22 protein-coding genes and 1 tRNA gene are annotated in these 20,630 nt (G+C 64.6%); 9 read left to right on the top strand and 14 right to left on the bottom strand.

From position 1 onward, the window contains the following. Window positions 1-62: 62 nt before the first annotated feature. Window positions 63-287 carry a 50S ribosomal protein L31 gene (rpmE, locus tag FZI91_RS10685; protein WP_155938947.1) on the bottom strand — a complete coding sequence of 75 codons (225 nt, stop codon included), beginning with the start codon at window positions 285-287 and terminating at the stop codon, window positions 63-65. A gap of 188 nt (window positions 288-475) precedes the next feature. Here rpmE and FZI91_RS10680 point away from each other — a divergent pair, with 188 nt between their 5' ends. After that, window positions 476-691: a hypothetical protein gene (locus tag FZI91_RS10680; protein ID WP_155938946.1), complete on the top strand. Its 216-nt coding sequence runs from the start codon at window positions 476-478 to the stop codon at window positions 689-691. Window positions 692-842: 151 nt separating this feature from the next. Further along, window positions 843-1,331 carry a hypothetical protein gene (locus FZI91_RS10675; protein WP_155938945.1) on the top strand — a complete coding sequence of 163 codons (489 nt, stop codon included), beginning with the start codon at window positions 843-845 and terminating at the stop codon, window positions 1,329-1,331. Window positions 1,332-1,340: 9 nt separating this feature from the next. Here the strand turns inward: FZI91_RS10675 and FZI91_RS10670 are convergent, their stop codons facing one another. Next, window positions 1,341-1,952: a maleylpyruvate isomerase family mycothiol-dependent enzyme gene (locus FZI91_RS10670; protein WP_162525672.1), complete on the bottom strand. Its 612-nt coding sequence runs from the start codon at window positions 1,950-1,952 to the stop codon at window positions 1,341-1,343. A gap of 63 nt (window positions 1,953-2,015) precedes the next feature. On the opposite strand from FZI91_RS10670, the gene FZI91_RS10665 reads away from it, so the two are divergent. Next, complete coding sequence (locus FZI91_RS10665) at window positions 2,016-2,447, top strand: MarR family winged helix-turn-helix transcriptional regulator (protein WP_155938944.1); 432 nt, start codon at window positions 2,016-2,018, stop codon at window positions 2,445-2,447. Window positions 2,448-2,491: 44 nt separating this feature from the next. Beyond that, window positions 2,492-3,055, top strand: a complete 564-nt coding sequence (locus FZI91_RS10660) for a hypothetical protein (protein ID WP_155938943.1) — start codon at window positions 2,492-2,494, stop codon at window positions 3,053-3,055. On the opposite strand, the gene rho is transcribed toward FZI91_RS10660, so the two are convergent. From rho to argS, 6 genes are all read right to left on the bottom strand, one after another. Then, window positions 3,052-4,968: a transcription termination factor Rho gene (rho, locus tag FZI91_RS10655; protein ID WP_162525673.1), complete on the bottom strand. Its 1,917-nt coding sequence runs from the start codon at window positions 4,966-4,968 to the stop codon at window positions 3,052-3,054. The genes FZI91_RS10660 and rho overlap by 4 nt on opposite strands. A gap of 329 nt (window positions 4,969-5,297) precedes the next feature. Further along, complete coding sequence (thrB, locus tag FZI91_RS10650; protein WP_396880083.1) at window positions 5,298-6,314, bottom strand: homoserine kinase; 1,017 nt, start codon at window positions 6,312-6,314, stop codon at window positions 5,298-5,300. Between the two features lie 2 nt (window positions 6,315-6,316). After that, window positions 6,317-7,384, bottom strand: a complete 1,068-nt coding sequence (gene thrC / locus FZI91_RS10645) for a threonine synthase (RefSeq protein WP_162526157.1) — start codon at window positions 7,382-7,384, stop codon at window positions 6,317-6,319. Next, complete coding sequence (locus tag FZI91_RS10640; protein WP_155938942.1) at window positions 7,381-8,697, bottom strand: homoserine dehydrogenase; 1,317 nt, start codon at window positions 8,695-8,697, stop codon at window positions 7,381-7,383. Before FZI91_RS10640 ends, thrC begins: the two co-directional genes overlap by 4 nt. Further along, window positions 8,694-10,106, bottom strand: coding sequence for a diaminopimelate decarboxylase (gene lysA / locus FZI91_RS10635; protein WP_162526158.1), 1,413 nt, complete (start codon window positions 10,104-10,106; stop codon window positions 8,694-8,696). The genes FZI91_RS10640 and lysA overlap by 4 nt, the downstream gene beginning before the upstream one ends. Next, the gene (argS, locus tag FZI91_RS10630) at window positions 10,103-11,755 is read right to left on the bottom strand and encodes an arginine--tRNA ligase (protein WP_162526159.1); all 1,653 of its coding nucleotides are present in this window, start codon (window positions 11,753-11,755) and stop codon (window positions 10,103-10,105) included. The genes lysA and argS overlap by 4 nt, the downstream gene beginning before the upstream one ends. Before the next feature lie 121 nt (window positions 11,756-11,876). On the opposite strand from argS, the gene FZI91_RS10625 reads away from it, so the two are divergent. Continuing rightward, a tRNA-Arg gene (locus FZI91_RS10625) sits at window positions 11,877-11,949 on the top strand. 7 nt (window positions 11,950-11,956) lie between these two features. Here the strand turns inward: FZI91_RS10625 and FZI91_RS10620 are convergent. After that, window positions 11,957-12,529, bottom strand: coding sequence for a permease (locus FZI91_RS10620; protein ID WP_155938939.1), 573 nt, complete (start codon window positions 12,527-12,529; stop codon window positions 11,957-11,959). Between the two features lie 31 nt (window positions 12,530-12,560). Here FZI91_RS10620 and FZI91_RS10615 point away from each other — a divergent pair, with 31 nt between their 5' ends. Further along, the gene (locus tag FZI91_RS10615) at window positions 12,561-12,800 is read left to right on the top strand and encodes a hypothetical protein (protein ID WP_155938938.1); all 240 of its coding nucleotides are present in this window, start codon (window positions 12,561-12,563) and stop codon (window positions 12,798-12,800) included. Here the strand turns inward: FZI91_RS10615 and FZI91_RS10610 are convergent, their stop codons facing one another. Together FZI91_RS10610 and FZI91_RS10605 are read right to left on the bottom strand one after the other, a co-directional pair. Then, window positions 12,801-14,012, bottom strand: coding sequence for an MFS transporter (locus FZI91_RS10610; RefSeq protein WP_166548247.1), 1,212 nt, complete (start codon window positions 14,010-14,012; stop codon window positions 12,801-12,803). A 115-nt stretch (window positions 14,013-14,127) separates the two neighbouring features. Then, the gene (locus FZI91_RS10605; protein ID WP_155939102.1) at window positions 14,128-14,709 is read right to left on the bottom strand and encodes a YdcF family protein; all 582 of its coding nucleotides are present in this window, start codon (window positions 14,707-14,709) and stop codon (window positions 14,128-14,130) included. Between the two features lie 158 nt (window positions 14,710-14,867). Between FZI91_RS10605 and FZI91_RS10600 the strand changes: the two genes are divergently transcribed. Then, a complete protein-coding gene (locus tag FZI91_RS10600) occupies window positions 14,868-16,211 on the top strand; it encodes a cytochrome P450 (RefSeq protein WP_162525694.1) in 1,344 nt (447 codons plus the stop codon). Window positions 16,212-16,226: 15 nt separating this feature from the next. Here the strand turns inward: FZI91_RS10600 and FZI91_RS10595 are convergent, their stop codons facing one another. Then, entirely contained in the window at window positions 16,227-17,780 is a 1,554-nt protein-coding gene (locus tag FZI91_RS10595; RefSeq protein ID WP_162525695.1) for a cytochrome P450, read from the bottom strand. Window positions 17,781-17,782: 2 nt separating this feature from the next. After that, complete coding sequence (locus tag FZI91_RS10590) at window positions 17,783-18,163, bottom strand: hypothetical protein (protein WP_155938937.1); 381 nt, start codon at window positions 18,161-18,163, stop codon at window positions 17,783-17,785. A gap of 155 nt (window positions 18,164-18,318) precedes the next feature. On the opposite strand from FZI91_RS10590, the gene FZI91_RS10585 reads away from it, so the two are divergent. Then, complete coding sequence (locus FZI91_RS10585) at window positions 18,319-19,002, top strand: TetR family transcriptional regulator (RefSeq protein ID WP_155938936.1); 684 nt, start codon at window positions 18,319-18,321, stop codon at window positions 19,000-19,002. Here FZI91_RS10585 and FZI91_RS10580 read toward each other — a convergent pair. Next, window positions 18,938-19,306, bottom strand: coding sequence for a VanZ family protein (locus FZI91_RS10580; RefSeq protein ID WP_155938935.1), 369 nt, complete (start codon window positions 19,304-19,306; stop codon window positions 18,938-18,940). The two genes, FZI91_RS10585 and FZI91_RS10580, sit on opposite strands and share 65 nt — an antisense overlap. A gap of 77 nt (window positions 19,307-19,383) precedes the next feature. Here FZI91_RS10580 and FZI91_RS10575 point away from each other — a divergent pair, with 77 nt between their 5' ends. Beyond that, window positions 19,384-20,616 carry an acyl-CoA dehydrogenase family protein gene (locus FZI91_RS10575; protein WP_155938934.1) on the top strand — a complete coding sequence of 411 codons (1,233 nt, stop codon included), beginning with the start codon at window positions 19,384-19,386 and terminating at the stop codon, window positions 20,614-20,616. Window positions 20,617-20,630: the final 14 nt, after the last annotated feature.

Below are 20,630 nucleotides of genomic sequence, written 5' to 3'. Positions count from 1 at the left end.
TGGTCTACAAAAAAACCGACGCCCGGCCTGCACTAGGGCAGATCCGGGCGTCGGCAAGAAAGCTACTTGTCGGCTGCGGCCTTGCGCTTGCCATACCGCGCCTCGAACCGGGCGACGCGACCGCCGCTGTCCAGGATCTTCTGCTTGCCCGTGTAGAACGGGTGGCACTGTGAGCAGACCTCGACCACGATGTGGCCGCTGTCCTTGGTGCTGTGGGTGGTAAAGGTGTTACCACAGCCACAGACCACGCTGGTCTCGACATAGTTGGGGTGGATACCCGATTTCATTGCTGTTCCTCCGCTTGTTGTGGTCGCCGGGTCGCTTGTGGGCGTGAACCGGAACCCTCCATAAGGCTGAGAGGCCATTATGCCAGCTCAGTTACGCAGAACCTAACGACGCCGACGAGCGCCATATTCCCGGCGTACGTTGGGGAACAGCACGCCGAATCAGGAAGCCGACTCGGAGAGGACACAGCATGGACATCAAGAGATTGATCGTAACGAGCGCCTCCGCCGCGGCAATGGGCTTGGCCACCTTCGCAGGTGCCCAGGGCCTGGCCAACGCCGACCCGATCACACCCCCGCCAGCTCCACCTATCCCCCAGGCGCCGCCGATTCCGCAGGGCACCGAGGTACCGCCCATTCCCCAGGCTCCTCCGATTCCTCCGATTCCGGGCATCCCGCAGCCGTGATTCCAGCCTGACCCAAGCATGTAACGGCCGTTGACATCCCATCGATAGTCCATACGGCAGCCACGGCATAACCATCGCGGTGCTGCTGTTGAAGGTTTGTACATCGGTTGAGTCGGGGCGAACCGCCGAGATAATCGGACAGGAGTCGCACATGAATCTGAAAAGCCTTGTGACCCATGGGGTAATCGTCGGCGCATTGACGATCGGCACGCTTGGGATAGGTGCTATTCCGGCGCACGCGCAGCCCGCGGGACCGCCCGGATACACCCAGGATCATCCGAATCGCCCTCACGGCGACGACGATGACTGGGGCGATCACGACGGCTGGCGCAACAATGGAAACTGGCGCGGTAACGACAGTTGGTGCGACAACGGAAATCGACGCGATCACGACAGGGACTGGCGCGACGATCGCCGCGAGTGGCGCGATAACCCGTGGCATTACAACCAGCGACCACCGTGGGGCTGGGCGCCGCCGCCTCGTGCCGAGTGGCGCGGCCCGCTCCCCGACCGCTGGGGTTCGCCGCCGCCGGCATTCGACTACTGGGGAAACCGGGTTCAGCCGATCTGGGATGACGGATTCCGGACCTGGGGTTTCTGGTTGTTCGGCATCTGGATCCCGCTGGCTTCCGTCGGCTGACGCTCTGACCTAGGCACCCAACCTAATTCTGCCCGTGGCACCCGACAGGCCGGCCAGCCCGGCCTGTCGGCCGGAGAGCACCAGCACAATGTCCCGGATGGGTCCGGTCACCTCCGGCCCCTCCCCGACAGTGAATTCGGCATCGGTGGCCCGAATCGAGAGCCCGCGGAGTTGGCGCGACGGGTTGAGTGGAAATCGCATGCCCCACAGCTGTTGGGCGGAATCGATGGCGGCGTCCACCGGCATCGATCGCTCAATACCCAGCGGTACCGCGATGTCTTGGCCGTGGATGATCACATCAAGGAGTGGAAATGCGCCGGGCGCCTTGCGTCGTGACCCGACCATCCCCCGCAATGCGGCAACCACCTGGTCCTGCGTCATGTCCTCTTCCACCGCGGCACGACGAATCATGGTGTTGAACCGGAAGCCCGACCTGATGGCCATCTTGAGCAAGCGCCCAAAGCCGGTGTGTGCTTGGGTGAGGTGGACCGCTACATCGCGAACCGTCCAGCCCGTACACAGCGACGGTGTCGACCACTGCTGCGGGGTGAGTCCGCTGAGCATGTCCGCAACGCCGGATCGCTCGGCGTCGATATGCCCCCACATGACATCGGTGTCCACCACACCCCCTTTAGTCAGGAATACTGATTAAAATAGTCAGGTCATCGTACTAAAGTCAATGGGATGGCCCCATCGAATCCAGCCCTGCTCATGTTTGTGGCGCTTCGCGCCGCCGAGCGACGCACCATGAACGCAGTAGCGACCGCCGGGGCCGATATCACCCAGGCACAGGCGAGGCTCCTGGCACGGCTAGACCATGAACGCGGTTCTCGCCTCACCGACTTGGCAGAGCAGACGGACGTCACGAAACAAACCGCGGGCGCGCTCGTGGATGAGTTGGAGCGAAGCGGATACGTAACGCGCGTACCCGACCCATCTGACGGTCGAGCCCGCCTGGTGACGTTGACGCCCCTCGGCAAGGAGCTAGCGGGCACCGCCGCCCTGGAGGTTGCCGACATGTACACGGAATGGCGAAAGCACCTGGGCCCCAAAGCTTACGACCAGATGGTCGACAGCCTGACCAGGCTCAGAGAGATCACTGACCCGTACCGGTGATACTGTGCACCACGTTTGCTGACAGATTCGAGACGGGGGCGAAAATGACCGGGGCCGTAAAACAAAAGCCGTGGTGGTTCAGATTTCTCAAGCGGGTGGTGATTGCCCTCGTGGTGGGCGTCATCGTCTTCTTCGTGCGCCACTGGATGAGCGAAAAGAACGCCGAGTCCGACGCACGCAAGGAACTCGACAAATACTCGGTAGGCCAGTGTCTGATACTGACCAAGGCCGCCAGCGGATTGGGCAATGTCAATGCCTCGGACGCGCCCTGCGATCGTGACCCGAGCTACACGGTGGCCAGCCGGATCGGCGCGGACACCAAGTGCCCCAACGAAAGTTATGTCGAGTACAGCCTCGAGGTGGGGTTCAAGAGCGCCGGCAAGCTCTGCTTAGTCGAAAATCTCGTCGCCGGACACTGCTACGAAGACGACATGTTCACCAAGATCATCAAACTCAACAACAGCTGCGGTGGGCTGGCGAGCGCGAATCCGTTCCGGGTACTGAGCCGGACCGAAACCGACGGTGCGCCATGCCCGGACAGCACCACGCCGATCACCTATCCACTGCCGCCCCGCACCTACTGCGTGACGGCAGTGGACACGATCTAGCTGTACTGCGTCTCGTCGGCGCCGGGGACATTCGGCGTGTTCTTCGAGACCTGCACTAGGAACTCGTAGTTGGTCTTGGTCTTGCGCAGCTGACTCATCAGCAGATCGATGGCCTGATGCGAATCCAGACCCGAGAGCACGCGACGCAGCTTGTGCACGATCGCGAACTCGTCACCGCTCATCAGCAGCTCGTCCTTGCGGGTACCCGACGGGTTGACGTCAACGGCTGGGAACACCCGGCGCTCGGCGATCTTGCGGTCGAGCTTGAGCTCGGCGTTACCGGTGCCCTTGAACTCCTCGAAGATGACGGTGTCACCGGTGGAGCCGGTCTCGACCATCGCGGTGGCGATGATCGTCAGCGAACCGCCATGCTCGATATTGCGGGCCGCGCCGAGGAACCGCTTGGGCGGGTACAGCGCGGTGGAATCGACACCACCGGACAGGATGCGGCCCGATGCTGGAGAGGCGTTGTTGTACGCACGACCCAGACGGGTGATCGAGTCCAGCAGCACCACCACGTCCTTGCCCTGCTCAACGAGGCGCTTGGCGCGCTCGATGGCCAGCTCGGCAGCCTGGGTGTGGTCTGACGGCGGCCGGTCGAACGTCGAGGCAATGACCTCGCCCTTGACCGAGCGCTGCATGTCGGTGACCTCTTCGGGCCGCTCATCCACCAGCACCACCATCAGATGGCACTCGGGGTTGTTGGCCGAGATCGCGTTGGCGATGTTCTGCATGATCGTGGTCTTACCCGCCTTGGGCGGGGACACGATCAACGCACGCTGACCCTTGCCGATCGGCATGATCAGGTCGATCACACGGGTCGTCAGCTTCTCGGTGGTGGTTTCCAGCCGCAGCCGCTGGTTCGGGTACAACGGGGTCAACTTCGTGAAGTCGGGGCGCTTCTTGGCGTCTTCGACGGGACCGCCGTTGACGGTGTCGAGGCGCACCAGCGGGTTGAACTTCTGGCGCTGATTGTCTCTGGACGCGTCCGGATCGCGCGGCACCCGCACGGCGCCGGTGATTGCATCACCACGACGCAACCCGTTCTTGCGCACGAGGTTCATGGACACGTACACGTCGTTGGGGCCGGCCAAGTACCCGGACGTCCTCACGAAGGCGTAGTTGTCCAGAACATCGAGGATGCCGGCCACTGGCTGGACGACATCGTCCTCGCGCAGCTCGGTGTCGCCACCGACGCCGCCCTCGTTGCTGTTGCGGTCACGACCACGGCGACGTTCCCGGGTGCGACGGCCACGCCGTCCTCTGCCGCCCTCGTCGTCATCGTTGTTGTTGTTGCGATTGCCCTGGCTGTTGTCTTGATTCTGATTCTTCTGGCCGCCGTCGCGGCCGGAGCTCTCGGTGTTGTCGGCGTTGTCGCCGGCGCCGTTCTGCTGCTTGCGCTCGCCGTCGGCGTTCCGGTTCTGGTTGCGGTTCTGGTTCCGAGACCGCTCGCCGCGGTTCTCGCTATCGCGGGAGGCTCCGGTCTTCTCGGCGTCCTTGCTCTCAGCGCCCTTGTTCTCGGCGTCCTTGCTCTCGACGCCCTTAGCGGATTCTGCCTCTACCACGGATTTAGGCGCCTCAGTCGGCAGATCCAGTGCTGTCTGGGCGGGCTCGGCGGGCGCAGTGGACGCCTGGGGCTGCTGGGCCCGGGTAGTCGCCTGATTGTTCTTCGGCGCGCTGAGCGCACCCTGATGCTCACGAATGGCGGCGATCAAATCGCCCTTGCGCATTCCGGAGGTGCCCTTGACGCCTACCTGGCTGGCCAGGGCACGCAGCTCCGGCAATACCATTGTCGACAGCGCACCGAGGCCATCACCACCCCGCCGCTCCTTGGCGCGTTCACCAGAAGATGCGGTGGGCGCGTCGGCGGAATCTTGGGCAGCTTCGGTCGCGATGAGGTCCGTATCGGTCACGGATTTCCTTTCCTTCCCCCGCCAAACATGGGGCGAGGGGTCTGACTTCGGCCAGTTAGGTTGCTGACCGCGAAGTTCATGCTGCGGGCCCACACAGATAGGGCCGCGCGAGGTCCAGAGAAATGGCAGCTCACCATCGACCTTGCCCAATATCGCCGCGTGGCGGCGACGACTGAATTATCAGGAAGAATTTGTGATCGTCCTCGTTCTCGGCACAGGTGCGCAGAAGCTGCAATTGCTGGGGACTGATACCGAGGATAACCCTCTGATGGGCATCAAGCAACAAGCACCCCCCGGCGAGTCCCCCGGCTCACCAGCCATAACGTCGATTATCGAACCGACACACCCGCCGACACCGACATCGACACGAGTGAGAACCCTTGATCTTCAGCGTAATTCGTCGCAGAGCCGGGCAGCTCGGCTGTGGTCAGCGCCAACACCGCAGGTCCGGCACCGGAAAGGACCGCCGCAACCCCTTGGCGGCGCAGGAACCCCAAAACCTCCGCCGATGCCGGCATCGCGGAAGCGCGCTGCGGCTGATGCAGACGATCCTCGGTGGCGGTCATGAGCAGGTCCGGCCGAGTGGTGAGCGCGACGGTCAGCAACGCCGCACGGCTAATATTAAATCTAGCATCTACATGGGATACCACCTCAGGGAGCAACACCCGAGTGTGTGCGGTCGAAGACTGTTCCTCCGGGATGGCCGCAACAATCCTGATATCCGGGTGCACATCGAGACGAGTGGCCGCATAGGCGGGCGCCTCACCCGAGGTTTCCGACAAAGGCTGTCCATCTTCGCTCGAGCGGCTCATCAACCCCTGATTGCCTTCGCCCGAGCGACTCATCCACCCCTGATTGTCTTCGCCCGAGCGGCTCATCCACGAGACGACCGCTCCCCCGAGCACACTGGCCGCCGCGTTATCGGGATGCCCCTCGAATTCCGAGGCCAGCTGCACCAGCACCGCATCGGACAACACCGGCCGCCCCGCCTTGGCGAGTAGTCCGTTCGCGGCCCCCAGCCCCGCCACCGCCGCCGCCGCCGACGAGCCCAGTCCGCGGGAGTGCGGAATCTTGTTGCGGCACTCAACGATCAGACCAGGTGCCGCAACTCCCCCAACGGCGAGCCCGCGTTCAATGGCGCGCACCACGAGGTGACTGCTGTCTAGCGGAACCTCGCCGGCGCCCTCACCCTCGACAGCCACCTTCAGACCGGATTCTGTTGTGCTGACCGCGATCTCGTCATACAGCGACAGCGCGATACCGAGACAGTCGAAGCCTGGGCCCAGATTCGCGCTCGAGGCGGGCACCACCACCGCGGTGGACAGCCCCGCCGGCAGGCTCAGCACGCTCACGCGAGTTCCAGCGCCTCTGCAACCGCGCTCGCATGCACCGGGATGGGGGTCACGTCAGGCATTCCACTCAGCGCGTTATCGGGGTCCTTCAGGCCGTTACCCGTCACCGTGCAGACCACGGTGGAACCCTTCGGAACCCAGCCGTCTGCAACCGATTTCAGCAGACCAGCGATGCTGGCCGCTGAGGCCGGCTCCACGAAAACACCCTCACTGGAGGCGACCAGGCGGTAGGCGTTGAGAATCTCTTCGTCGGTGACGGCCAGAAACTTGCCGCCCGACTCCTGCTGTGCGGCAACAGCACCCGACCACGACGCCGGTGATCCGATCCGGATGGCAGTGGCGATGGTCTCCGGATTCGCGACGGGCGCCCCATTCACCAGCGGCGCCGCGCCGGCGGCCTGAGCGCCCAGCATTTTGGGCAGCCTGTCGGACAGTCCGTCGCGGTAGTACTCGTTGTAGCCGCGCCAGTAAGCGGTGATGTTCCCCGCGTTGCCCACCGGCAGCGCGTGGATGTCGGGAGCCGTACCAAGGGCATCCATGATCTCGAACGCGGCGGTCTTCTGGCCCTCGATGCGTACCGGGTTGACGGAGTTGACGAGTGCGATGGTCGGGTAGTCCGCCGTGGTCTTGCGCGCCAATTCCAGACAGTCGTCAAAGTTGCCATCCACCTGGATGATTCGCGCACCGTGGATGACGGCCTGGGCGAGCTTGCCCATGGCGATCTTGCCCTGGGGGATCAACACCGCGCAGGTGATGCCCGCCTTGGCCGCGTAGGCGGCGGCGGAGGCGGAGGTGTTTCCGGTCGAAGCGCACAGCACCGCTCGCTGGCCACGGGCCAGCGCATCGGTGACGGCCATCGTCATGCCCCGGTCCTTGAACGATCCGGTGGGGTTGAGGCCCTCGACCTTCAAGTGCACCGTGCAGCCGGTGAGCTCGGAGAGTCGCGCGGCGGGTAGTAGCGGCGTGCCACCCTCGCGCAGCGTGACGGGTGTCCAGTTCTCGCCAATCGGAAGGCGGTCACGGTACGCGGCGATGAGACCCGGCCAAGGGGTGTGAACGGTCACTCTTGTGTTCCTTCCAGCCGGATGACGCTTGCGACACCCAGCACCACATCGAGATCGGCAAGTGCGGCAACTGTTTCCGAGAGAGCAGCGTCGGTCGCCTTGTGCGTGAGCACGACCAGCCGGGCACCGGTCTCGTCGACCTCGCCCTCCTGGCGGACGGTGGCGATGCTGACCTCACGCTTGGAGAATTCGGCGGCGACGGTGGCCAGCACGCCGGGCTTGTCGGCGACGCGCATGCGCACGTAGTACCGCGTCGGGATGAGCCCGATCGGGGCGATGGGCAGCTGGGCGTATCGAGACGCCCGCGGGCCACGCCCGCCCTGGACCCGGTTGCGGGCCGCCATCACTAGATCGCCGAGCACCGCAGAGGCAGTAGGTGCGCCGCCGGCGCCCTGGCCGTAGAACATGAGCTCCCCGGCGGCTTCCGCCTCGACGAAGACGGCGTTGAACGCGCCGTTCACGCTCGCCAGCGGGTGCGTCAACGGCACCAGCGCCGGGTAGACCCGAGCCGAAACCCATTGGCGCCCCTCGGCATCAGCCAGTCGTTCGCAGATGGACAGCAGTTTGATGGTGCACTGCAAGGCGCGGGCGGACTCGAAGTCCTCGGCGCTGATCTTGGTGATGCCCTCGCGATACACGTCCTCGGCGCTCACACGGGTGTGGAAGGCGATGGACGCGAGAATCGCGGCCTTGGCGGCGGCATCGTAGCCCTCGACATCGGCGGTCGGGTCGGCCTCGGCGTAACCGAGCTCCCCTGCCTCGGCGAGGGCGTTGGCGTAACCCGCCCCGGTGTTATCCATGGCGGACAGGATGTAGTTGGTGGTGCCATTGACGATTCCGGATACCCGGATCACCGAGTCGCCGGCCAGCGACTGGGTCAGCGGGCGGATCACCGGGATGGCGCCGGCCACGGCCGCCTCGAAGTAGAGGTCAACCCTTGCCTTTTCGGCGGCCTCGGCGAGCTCGCCGGCCGATTGCGCCAGCAGTGCCTTGTTGGCGGTGACCACCGACTTGCCGGCGTTGAGCGCGGCCAAGATGCCGCGGCGTGCGGGTTCCACCGGGCCCATGAGCTCGACCACAATATCGACGTCATCGCGGGCAACGAGGGCGTCGATGTCGTCGGTGAGCAGGTCGACGGGCACGCCGCGGTCATCAGCGACGCGCCGCACGCCGATCCCCCGAATCTCGAGCGGGGCACCGATGCGGGCAGCGAGATCGCTTGCGCTGCTCTCCATGATGCGCGCTACTTCACTACCAACATTGCCCAGGCCCAGGATCGCTACACCTATGGGGCTGCCTACGGTGGCCGTCATTCACTTACCTCCAAACTCACCAAATCCTCGACGGTTTCGCGCCGCAGGATCAGTCGCGCTTTTCCGTCCTTGACGGCGATGACCGCCGGGCGGGTCAGCAGGTTGTACCTGCTGGACATCGAATAGCAATAGGCGCCGGTCGCCGCCACCGCCAGTAAGTCGCCTGGCGCCACGTCCTCGGGCAGCCATGCGTCCCTGACCACGATATCGCCGCTTTCGCAGTGCTTTCCGACCACCCGGGACAGCACCGGCGCGACATCGGTATCGCGGGACACCAGCTGCGGGTGGTACTCGGCCTGGTACAGCGAGGTGCGGATGTTGTCGCTCATGCCGCCGTCAACACTGACGTACCGGCGCTGACCGTTCGACAGAATCACGTCCTTGGTGGTGCCCACGCGATAGAGCGTGACGGTGCCGGGTCCGGCGATGGCGCGGCCCGGCTCGATCACCAACTTCGGCTCGGGCAGACCGGCCAGCGCTGATTCGGTGCGCACGATCACCCCGAGCTTGGCGGCCAGATCCTCGATGGGGGGAGGATCGTCGGAGGGCACATAGCTGATGCCGAGGCCACCGCCGAGGTCGATGATGTTGAGCTGTGCGGTCTTCTCGGTGCCGAACTCAGCGACTACATCGCGCAGCAGCCCGATCACACGGTGCGCCGCGACCTCGAACCCGTCGACATCGAAGATCTGCGACCCGATGTGGCTGTGCAGGCCGACGAGTCGCAGGTTGTCGGTGGCGAAGACGCGACGCACGGCTTCCAGCGCCTGCCCGCCCGCGAGCGAAAGCCCAAACTTCTGGTCCTCGTGGGCGGTGGAGATGAACTCGTGGGTGTGCGCCTCGACGCCGACGGTCACGCGCACCAGAACGTCCTGCACCACACCGGCATTGCCCGCGATGGCATCGAGACGCTCGATCTCGATCATCGAATCGACGACGATGTGTCCGACGCCGACCTCGACCGCCTGCGTCAGCTCGGCCTCGGACTTGTTGTTGCCGTGCAGCGCGATTCGCTCCGGCGGGAAGTCCGCCCGCAGCGCAATGGCGAGCTCTCCCGACGAGCAGACGTCGAGACCCAGCCCTTCATCCTTGATCCACCGCGCAATCTCGGTGCACAGAAAAGCCTTCGAGGCGTAGTGCACGCGCGCAGCGCCGCCGAATGCCGCGGCCATATCCCGGCAGCGCGAGCGGAAATCGTCCTCGTCGATGACGAAAAGCGGGGTGCCGTACTCCTCGGCAAGCTCGGAGACGGTCAGGTCCGCGAGGGTGACCTCACCATCTGTACCGCGAGAAGCATTGCGCGGCCATACATTCGGCGCTAGTTCGGTCGGATTGACCGGTGGTGCACTGGTCATGACGGTGTGCTGTTCCCCTTCTGCGTGGCGGGGGCCTGCCGGGTGCGCGCTCACATCCGCTCCGGTGCGCTCACACCGAGGATGTCCAGGCCGTTGGCGATGACTTGACGGGTGGCCAGACACAGCGCGAGCCGTGCCTGGTTGAGGGGTCCGGGTGTCTCATCTCCTTGCGGGAGCACCCGGCACGAGTCGTAGAACCGGTGGTAGTCGCCGGCGATGTCCTCCAGATACCGTGCGACACGGTGCGGTTCGCGCAGATCCGCAGCGCTCTCCAAGATTCGACCGAACTCGCCGAGACCGCGGATGAGCGCACCCTCCTTCTCATGGGTGAGCAGTTCGAGGTGATCGATGGAGTGCTCCAGGCCCAGATCACCGGCGTTGCGCGCCAGCGCGCACATCCGTGCGTGCGCGTATTGCACGTAGTAGACCGGGTTTTCGCTCGATGCCGAGGCCCAGAGCTCCAGGTCGATATCGATCGAGGTGTCCACCGAGGAGCGGATCAACGCGTAGCGCGCGGCGTCAACCCCGATGGCGTCCACCAGATCGTCGAGGCTGATGACGGTGCCGGCGCGCTTGGACATCCGGACGGGCTGGCCGTCGCGCACCAGGTTGACCATCTGGCCGATGAGCACCTCGACGCTGTTGGCGTCGTAACCCAGTGCCGCCGCAACGGCTTTCAGCCGTGCGATGTAGCCGTGGTGGTCGGCGCCGAGCATGTAAATGCACAGGTCGAAGCCGCGCTCACGCTTGTCGAGATAGTAGGCGATGTCACCGGCGATGTAGGCGGGTTGGCCGTCACTCTTGATGACGACGCGGTCCTTGTCGTCGCCGAAGTTGCTCGAACGCAACCAGGACGCACCGTCCTTCTCGTAAATGTTGCCGGTCTTGCGCAGCTGCGCGATCGCCTCCTGCACCCGGCCCGAGGTGTGCATCGAGTCCTCATGGGTGAAAACGTCGAAGTCCGTGCCGAATTCGTGCAGAGACTCCTTGATGTGGGTGAACATCAGGTCGACACCTACAGCACGGAACGCCTCGGCCTTCTCGTCTTCGGAAAGAGAGAGTGCGTCGGGGCGCTTGGCGACAACCTGCTTGGCGATATCGGCGATGTAATCGCCGGCGTAGCCGTCCTCCGGAGCTTCCTTGCCCTCGGCGGCGGCGATGAGCGACCGGGAAAATCGGTCAATCTGCGCGCCGTGGTCGTTGAAGTAGTACTCGCGGGTGACCTTGGCGCCCTGACGGGCAAGCAGGCGACCCAGCGCGTCACCTACCGCGGCCCAGCGGGTGCCGCCGATGTGGATCGGCCCCGTCGGATTGGCGGAGACGAATTCGAGGTTGATGGTGTGCGCGGCCTGCGCATCGGAGTTGCCGTAGGTCTCCCCCGCGTTGAGGACATTCGCGACGATGGCGCCCTGCGCGTCGGCGGCGATCCGCAGATTCACAAACCCGGGTCCGGCGATCTCGGCCGCGGCGATGGCGGCGTTGGCAGTGAGCGCCTCGGCGAGCCAGGTGGCCAGGTCACGCGGGGGCACACCCACCTTCTTAGCGACCTGCAAGGCCACGTTGGTGGCATAGTCGCCGTGCTCGGGATTACGAGGCCGTTCGATGGTCACGATGGCCGGTAACGCCGACGTGTCCAGGCCTCGCTCGTCCAACACCGTGGTAGCGGTGGAACGTAGCAGGTCGGCGAGGTCGGCGGGAGTCACGGCGATCATCCTATGGGCTGGGGTATCCAGGCCCCGAATCCTTTACCCGCGACCGAAACGGTGGTCGGGGCGCCCGAGTGGATGCGTTAGGCTGTCCCCGCTAGTCTTACCAAGCCCTGATGCCCTCGTAGCTCAGGGGATAGAGCGTCTGCCTCCGGAGCAGAAGGCCGCAGGTTCGATTCCTGCCGAGGGCACACACATTCATTCGGTCGCGGGATCCTGCGCCACGGCGGCCTCACGAACCCGCTGCTTCTCCGCCTTCGCTCGTCGGCGCCTGTTGCGCACCACGACGTAGACAACGACCAGAACAATCAACAGCGCGACTATCGCCCCGATGGCGGTCGCTCCCCGGAACCCCGGCGCCTCGACATCGAGAACCCGCTCACCGGCATGCGCAGAGTCGCTGGTGCCCAGCACAATCGTCAGCGTCATGAGGTTGGGCACGGCGATAATCAATGCGAGCGGCGCCAGTACCCCGGCGAAGAATTTCCCACCGCGGCGGCGCCAGAGCAGAAATGCCGACATCACCAGCAGCAGCGGAATTCCGGTACAGATGAGGCCCAGCATCAGACCCGATCCGATTCCCTTGGCGAAGCTACCGTGGCCCGACATATCGCCGATACGCTGCGCCCACCAGCGCGGAATGAACGCCGAGAGCGCGAAGTACAGGACCGCCAACGCCAGCAGCAATGCAACGGCCGCTATCAGGTGAGCGCGCCACCTGGCCCAGAATGATTCTTTGCGTACCGATTTACCTTCGCTGCTCCCGGCCATACCCAAAGGCTATTCCCATAGAATTGAATGCGTGCTGAAGAAAGCCGTGATTGGTGCGATCGGGACGGCATTGATCCTCGGTGGGGCACCGGTCGCGTACGCAGATCCGATTCCGATGTGTCCGTTCAATCAGCCGTCGGGATGGAACGGACAGCAGTGCTTCCCGCAGCCGTGCGTGCCTCCCTACGCACCCGGCGTCCCACCGTGTTTCATGCCGCCGCCGACCTTCACTCCGCCCACGATGGCACCCAACGGCATCCCGCAGATCTAGTCAGCCGGTGGACCGCCGCCGGGCGTACAGCAGCGACAGCGCCAGCACCCCCAGCCCCGCAACCGCCAGCACTGCTCCCACGAGTGACGGAGCCCGGTAGCCGTACCCAGCGGCGATGACGAGCCCCCCGAGCCAGGCCCCACCCGCGTTGGCGACATTGAGCGCCGAGTGGTTGAGCGCGGCCGCCAAGGTCTGGGCGTCATCGGCGACGTCCATGAGCCGAGTCTGCAGCGCGGGCACCAGCAGCGTCCCCGACAGTCCCACTGCGAACACCAGCATCAGTGCGGCCCAAAGATTTCCGGACACTACCGCGAAAATCACCAGCATCACGGCCACGAGAACCAGACCGGTGGCGATCGACTTGACCACACTGCGATCGGCCATCCAGCCGCCCAGTACGTTGCCGGTGACCATGCCGATTCCGTAGAGCGCCAGCGCAAGCGGCACCATGGCCGCCGGCAATCCGGACACGCTCGTGAGTGTGGTGCTGATGTAGGTGTAGAAGGCGAACATGCCCCCGAAGCCCACGACGCCGATCAGCAGCGTGAACCACACCTGCGCGCGACGCAGCGCCCCGAGCTCGGTGAGTGGATTGGTGATCGTCATATCCGTCAACCCCGGCAAGTACCGCAGCAACGCCGCGATGGTGACCACACCGATGATCGCGACTACGGCGAAGGCCGAGCGCCAACCCACCGCATTGCCCAGCCAGGTGGCAGCGGGCACCCCCACGACGTTGGCGACCGACAGCCCGAGCATCGTCTGGCCGACCGCCTTGGCGCGATCGGCGGGGCCCGCCAGATGCGCCGCCACTAGGGCCGCCACTCCAAAGTAGGCGCCGTGCGGAAGTCCGGAAACAAACCGCGAGACGATGAGCGCCCCATATCCCGGCGCGAACACCGTCGCGGCATTGCCGACGGTGAAGGCGATCATGAGCGCGATGAGCAGCAGGCGGCGCGAGGCGCGCGCCGTGAGCGCGGCGATGACCGGTGCGCCGACAACCACACCGAGCGCATAGGCACTGATGACGTGGCCGGCCTGGGGTTCGCTGACACCGAGGCCGTGCGCGATATTGGGCAGCAGTCCCATCGCTACGAACTCGGTTGTCCCGATCCCGAATCCACCAATGGCCAGCGCGAAGATAGCGGCACGACGGACCCGTGGGGACACCGGCAGCGCGGGCTGTACGCGTGCGTCGACGACGGCGGTCACAAATGAACTCCTATGCGGTATGCGTCCAGATGCGCTGGGCCCTGGGCCCGCGCAGCGCACACCGATGAGCGCTTTAGTCGGTCAACCTACTCGGCGGGCGGGAACATTCCCGCGCTCAGCGGAAGGGGCTGATGACGTCGCGCATGAACTGGCCGATATTGGCGGGCATGTCCCCATCGGGAAAACTCGCGGTGGCCAGCACATTGCCGCCCGCATCGGCGAAGTTCCGGTCTGCGCGCTGCTGGTGAGTCGAGTTGGTCACCAGGATGATTCCCGAGGCACCGGCCTGTTTGGCCAATGGAACCGAGAACTGCGCGTTCTGCACGGTGCTGTTGGCCCGCGGCTCCACGACGATCCGATCGGATGGATATCCAAGACCGACAAGCATATTGCGCATCTGCTCGGCCTCCGACACGCCATTTTGCGGATTGCCTCCGGTGACGATGATGAATGAATTCGGGAACATGTTGGCGATCGCTCGGCCGGTGGCCACCCGCTGGTACAGCTTGTCTCGCATCGAACCGTCGGGCTTGAGGCCGTACCCCAGGATGACGACGGCCGGTTTCGAGAAGTCCTTGCCTGCCGCCATGGGTTCGGCGTGCGCGGTCCCAGACGTCACCGAAACTGGGGCGACCAGCGCGAGAACAGCGGTGACGACCAGCGCGGTCGCCCATCGAGTTATCAACGTGTCCTCCAAGACCCCGGCCACCTGTGCGACAGACGAGGTCCATGGTGCCAGAGTTACCCCTGTCAAGTCGACCCGCCGGAGAAATCTCCCGCGATTCCCCCTGGTGTGACCGACATGACAGATGTAGGCTGTGCTATCAGACACATGTCTACTAACACCACAACGCCGTGGAGGGTGACGTGACCGAGAGCTCAACCATCGACCGAGAAGCCGATACGCCCGAGCCCATCGCGCCCCCACTCGTGGGGCTTCCCAAACTGGTCCAGGGGATCGCCTTCGTGGCCTCGCGCCGCTGGACCACGAGCCGGTTCGCGAAGCGGTACGGGAAGGTCTACACGATCAATATCCCGAAGTTCGGACACACGGTGGTGGTGGCGGACCCGGACCTCACCCGGCAGGTGTTCACCACCAGCACCGAGATTCTGGGCAACATCCAGCCCAATCTGAGCCAGCAGCTAGGGCCCGGCTCGGTGTTCGCCTTGGAGCGCAACGAGCATCGGCACCGCCGCAAGCTGCTCGCACCAAAGTTCCATGGCAAGGCCATGGTTCAGTACGAGCAGATCATCGAGCAGGAGACGCTGCGCGAGTGTGCATCATGGCCCGAGGGCCGGCAGTTCGAAACCATGGAACCGATGATGCGGATCACGCTCAATGCGATCCTGCGCGCGGTCTTCGGCGCCGACGGCGCCGAGCTTGACGAGCTGCGCCAGCTCATCCCACCGTGGGTTGCGCTCGCCTCCAGCACAACCCGATTGCCACAGCCCCGGCGCAACTACGGACGCTTCAGTCCCTGGGGCCGACTCAAGACCTACCGAGCACGGTACAACGAGGTGATTGAGGCGCTCATCGACAAGGCCTTCGCAGCACCGGATTTCGAGGATCGCACCGACATCCTGGCCTTGCTCCTGCGTTCCACCTACGACGACGGCACCACGATGTCGCGCAGCGATGTCTCCGATGAACTGCTCACCCTGCTGGCGGCCGGCCACGAAACCACCGCCACCACCCTGGCATGGGCATTCGAACGAATCACCCGCTATCCGCAGGTGTTGTCCCGCCTAGCCGAAGAAGCCCAGACCGAGAGCAGTGAATTCCGCCAAGCGACGATCCTTGAGGTGCAACGCAGTCGGCCGGTGATCGACTTCGCCGGCCGCCACGTGCTGGCGCCCTATGTCGATATCGGGCCCTACCGGATCCCGCGGGGGCACTCCCTCGTGGTGAGCATCAACCTCATGCACGACGATCCAGTCGCCTTCCCCAACCCGGAACGTTTCGACCCCGAACGCTTCATGAACACCAAGCCCGGCAATTCGTGGGTTCCCTACGGCGGGGGCACCCGACGGTGCGTCGGGGCAGCCTTCGCCAATATGGAAATGGACATCGTGCTACGAACCGTACTGCGGCACTTCACCATTGAAACGTCTACGGCACCCAACGAGAAGTGGCACTCGCGTGGGGTTGCCTCCTGCCCGAAGAACAACGGGCTCATGACGGTGCGGCGGCGCGGCTGAAGCTCGACGCAGCGATCAGTGCCGCCTGCGCAGCCGCATGAGGATTTCGCCCTCGGGGCCACCGGTGAACGTCACCTCACGCCGGGGGTTCTGCCCGGGCAGGAGCTCCAACTCGTATTGCTGCGCCAGCGACGCGATGCCGATAATGGCTTCCAGATTCGCGAAGCCCGATGCGATGCACATTCGTTTTCCGGCGCCAAAGGGCATGTGCGCCTTACGCTGTTCGGGTTGCAGATTCTCCTTGAGAAACCGTGAGGGGTCGAACGTCTTGGCGTTCTCCCACACCCGCTCGTTGTGGTGGATGCCGTCGATGAGCACCCCGACCGTCGTTCCGGCGGGAATCGGGTAGTCCCCCAGCACGTCGTCATCCTTCGCGGTGCGAGCCAGACCAATGATCGGCGGGTAGACGCGCATCGCCTCGTTCAGCACCGCGGCCGTCCACGGGAGGTTGTCGATATCGCCGGCAGTGGGGAGCCGCCCGCCCAGCACCCGGTCGACCTCCTCGCCGAGCTTGGCACGCGCATCGGGGTTGCGGGACAACAGGTACCAGGTCCAGGCCAGGGCGGCGGCGGTAGTCTCGAAGCCCGCACCCAGGAACGTCATCAATTCGTCCCGGATCTCCAGGTCTGTGTACTTGGCACCCGTCTCTGGATCCTCGGCAGCCATCAATAGGGCCAGTAGATTGTCCTGTCGGGTGATCCGGCCACTGTGGTGGTCGGCGATGAGCTGATCGATGGTGCGCTCCACCCAGCGCAGCCCCTTCATGGTCCGCGGAGCGGTCACCGATGCCGCGGCGCGTAGCACCCTGATCGCCAATCGTGGTGTATGCGAGGACAATTCTTCTGGCCCATGGGTGGCGAGCTTGTCCACTACCCAGCGCAGCGGCGGCGCCGCACCCACGATGAAACCAACGCCGAAGAGCGTGAGCAGCCGCGCGAAGTTGATGCGCATGCGCTCGGCCATGTCACCGGACAGGTCAATACCGAACATCGTCTGCGCGACGATGTCCATGGTCAGGTAGTTCATCTCGGCGGTGACATCGACGGGCTTGCCCTGCTCATGCAGGGCATCCCAGCGAGCCAGCGTGCGCGCGCTGGCCTCAGCCATCTGCGGCGCGAACAGGTCGACCTGGCGCTTGGCGAAGATCGGCTGCACCAACCGACGATTCCGGTTCCACAGCCCTTCGTTGAGGTCGGTCACCAATCCGCGGCCGAAACCCACTGCCAGCAAGTCATATTCAGCGCTCTTGATGTAGTTGTCCTGATTGGCAACCAGGACATGGCGGGCCAGCTCCGGGTTGCGGATGATGACCATCTTTCGCATGGGTGCGCGCGCGACGATGAGGTCATCCTGGCCCGGAAGATCGGCGACATACTCCGAGATGGTGTGGCGATACGTGGACCAGACTGCGCCCAGCGCCAACCGCCACGACTTGAGGTACCCAACCCGCGTGTCATGCCACCGCAGAAAGGTAGGCCCACCCGGGTAAAGGTCGTGGTTGACGGGGCATCCGCCGGTCACCGCGGGGGGAGCCTGTACCGGGTCTGGCTGCAACGCTGGAGCCGACACGGTTAGACCCGCTCTTGCTGGGGTAGATCAGTAGCGTCCGCCTCTGCGGGTGCGTCGGATTCGGAAGTCACCTCTTCGGCCGCGGCCTCGACCTCGTCGGCGGCGTCCTCTTCCACATCGCCATCAGCCACCTCATCGTTGAGGTCGGCATCGTCATCGACGTCTTCCTCGGCCAGGTCATTGGCTTCCCAGCGTTCCTGGTCGGCACGCGCTCGCTTGCTGGCCTCCGCGATATCGAATCCGTCAGCCACAACGCCGCTCACCTCGCGCGCAACTTCCCCCACCGTCCGCGTGATGATGCGGATAATCCGGCCAACACGAGTCCCGACCGACTCCACGACTTCCTGGACGACGTTGACGTTGCGCTCAACCGGTCCCACCATGCTGCACTGCCCTTCCGGATTCAGTAACCAAATAGTGAACATTCGTACACTGAGTCCAGTCTGCGCAACCTAGATGAACCTGTCAATACCGGACATCAACACGGTTTCGAACAAAAAAGATCAATCGATAAGAGCACGACCGTACACTGACGGACATGCGCCATAGCCGTGCCGAGAAGAAGCTGCACACCCGCCGCGCATTGCTCGACGGAACATTGGACCTCCTCAAGGTCCGTGGCTTCGCCGCCCTGAGCCTGCGTGAGGTGGCCCGGTCCGCCGGTCTGGTACCAACCGCGTTCTACCGACACTTCGAGTCGATGGAGGACCTGGGCACCATCCTGGCCGAGGAGAGCGTTCGCGCGCTACGCGACACCTTTCGTCTGGCCCGGCGCGAGGCGGGCAGTGACAACCCCGCCAAGATTCTCGGCCTGATGGTCGATCGAGTCAGCGAGCACTCGAACAATTTCCGGTTTCTGGTGCGTGAACGTCACGGTGGCTCAGCTCAAGTCCGACGCGCGATCCACAATGAAATGCGCATGCTCACCAGCGACGTAGTGGTGGAGCTGGCACGCAACCCGGCCATGAACCATCACAGCACCGAAGATCTTGAAATCGCGGCAGAACTCATCGCCAGCTCGATTCTCAACACCATCGGCATGCTGGTGGACACGGATCACCCCACCGAAGCGGATGCGGACGCCGCCCTGAACCGTGCACTGCGTCAGCTGGACCTGGTCATCAACGGCCTCGCGCACACCGGACTCGTCACGACCGTCATTCCGGAGCCCGCCGCAGCAGAGACACACGGCGCACCCTCCGCCACAACAGCAGCCCCGTAAGCAGGCCTACCGCATCGGCGAGCAGGTCCCACACACTGCCGTCCCGGCGCGGAACCCACAGCGCCTGAATCACCTCCGAGCAGGCCCCGAACGCCAGAACCCAGGCCAGCGTGGGCTTCTCACCGATTCGCGCGTGGCGCGAGGACACCGCCAGCATGGCGAATATCAGGACATGCACCACCTTGTCCGCCCCCGGCGGACCGGACGGCACGGCGCTACCGGGCGTGAACAACAGCAGGCAGGCGAGCACGAACGCGCACAGCAGAGTGATGCGCGGAAACCAGGACCGAACTGTGCGAATCATCGCGCCCCATCTTGCCGCTTCCGTTCTGGTTGATTCAAAGCGATGCCGCGCGGCGGCATGCTGCGTAGAACGAAGACATGACTATCGCTACGTCTTCGAACGTCGAAGCAGTCACCGATATCCGCGCATTACCCGGCACCGACACCTATCGGCGTCTGCTGACCCAGATTGCCGACGGGGCGCGTGATCGCGATCTGGCCGACGAGAATCCCTTCGACCAGGTTCGCCTGCTCAAAGAGGCCGGGCTTGGCCGGCTGCGCATCCCCGTCGAACTCGGCGGTGCGGGACTTTCTGTGCGGCAACTCTTTTCCGCCATCATCGACGTGGCGCAGGCCGACCCCATCGTGGCGCACATCTTCCGCACTCACTTCTGGTTTGTCGAGGAACGTCTGCGCACGCTGCCCGACCCTGTCTCAGCGGCCTGGCTCGCCAAGGTGAACGCGGGCAACCTCTTCGCCAACGCATTCAGCGAGAAGGGCGGATTGGCGGTCGGCGGCCTGGTGTTCAACACTCGCCTGCTGCAGGTCGGAGACGCCTATCGACTGAACGGCGAAAAGTTCTACAGCACGGGGACGTTGTTCGCGGACTACCTGACAGTCACCGCCACCACCGATCACGATTCGGTGGCCTCGGTGATCGTTCCCGGCGACCGCGACGGGGTTGGGCTGGTGGACGATTGGGACGGCTTCGGCCAGCGCCGCACCGGGACAGGCACCACGATCTTCACCCAGGTCGACCTCGCCGCCGACGAAATTCTTTCCGACACACCGTATGACGCCGCACCGGTGGCCACCACGCAGTACGCATCATTGCAGCTCTACATCCTGGCGATCGTCGCCGGCGTGCTGCGGTCGGTTGTCGACGACGGAGCCACGCTGCTGCGGTCGCGTCAACGCAACTTCAGCCATGCGCTCACCGAGCGGCCCGTCGACGATCCGCTGCTGCAACGCACCCTCGGCGAGTTGACTGCGACCGCGTTCGCCGCCGAGGCCACCGTGCTGGCCGCCGCCGACGTCATCGGTGCCGCCACCGCATCAGTGCGCGACGGAGTGCCCGACGCAGCGCTTGCCGAGGAAGCACAGTTGGCCGTGGCCAAGGCCAAGGTGCACATCGATGCCGTCGCACTGGATGCCGCCACCAAGTTGTTGGACCTTGGCGGCGCCAGCGCATCCAGCCGCAGCCGCAACCTGGATCGGCATTGGCGCAACATCCGGACCATCAGCCTGCATAACCCGGTGCATTACAAGGCCCGGGTCATCGGCCAGAATCTGCTGCACGGCACACCGCTTCCCGCGAACGCTTATTTCTAGGGGTCTCTCGAGAG

This window comes from Mycobacteroides sp. CBMA 271 (assembly GCF_009729205.1).
GTDB lineage: Bacteria > Actinomycetota > Actinomycetes > Mycobacteriales > Mycobacteriaceae > Mycobacterium.
Note: the sequence above shows the minus strand (reverse complement) of the source record. Positions and strands in the feature narration are given on the sequence as shown.

Bases quoted from the DNA above. Each gene is read 5' to 3' on its own strand.
- rpmE (WP_155938947.1), bottom strand. From the start codon at position 287: ATGAAATCGGGTATCCACCCCAACTATGTCGAGACCAGCGTGGTCTGT.
- FZI91_RS10680 (WP_155938946.1), top strand. From the start codon at position 476: ATGGACATCAAGAGATTGATCGTAACGAGCGCCTCCGCCGCGGCAATG.
- FZI91_RS10675 (WP_155938945.1), top strand. From the start codon at position 843: ATGAATCTGAAAAGCCTTGTGACCCATGGGGTAATCGTCGGCGCATTG.
- FZI91_RS10665 (WP_155938944.1), top strand. From the start codon at position 2,016: ATGGCCCCATCGAATCCAGCCCTGCTCATGTTTGTGGCGCTTCGCGCC.
- FZI91_RS10660 (WP_155938943.1), top strand. From the start codon at position 2,492: ATGACCGGGGCCGTAAAACAAAAGCCGTGGTGGTTCAGATTTCTCAAG.
- FZI91_RS10640 (WP_155938942.1), bottom strand. From the start codon at position 8,697: ATGACGGCCACCGTAGGCAGCCCCATAGGTGTAGCGATCCTGGGCCTG.
- FZI91_RS10620 (WP_155938939.1), bottom strand. From the start codon at position 12,529: ATGGCCGGGAGCAGCGAAGGTAAATCGGTACGCAAAGAATCATTCTGG.
- FZI91_RS10590 (WP_155938937.1), bottom strand. From the start codon at position 18,163: ATGGTGGGACCGGTTGAGCGCAACGTCAACGTCGTCCAGGAAGTCGTG.
- FZI91_RS10585 (WP_155938936.1), top strand. From the start codon at position 18,319: ATGCGCCATAGCCGTGCCGAGAAGAAGCTGCACACCCGCCGCGCATTG.
- FZI91_RS10580 (WP_155938935.1), bottom strand. From the start codon at position 19,306: ATGATTCGCACAGTTCGGTCCTGGTTTCCGCGCATCACTCTGCTGTGC.
- FZI91_RS10575 (WP_155938934.1), top strand. From the start codon at position 19,384: ATGACTATCGCTACGTCTTCGAACGTCGAAGCAGTCACCGATATCCGC.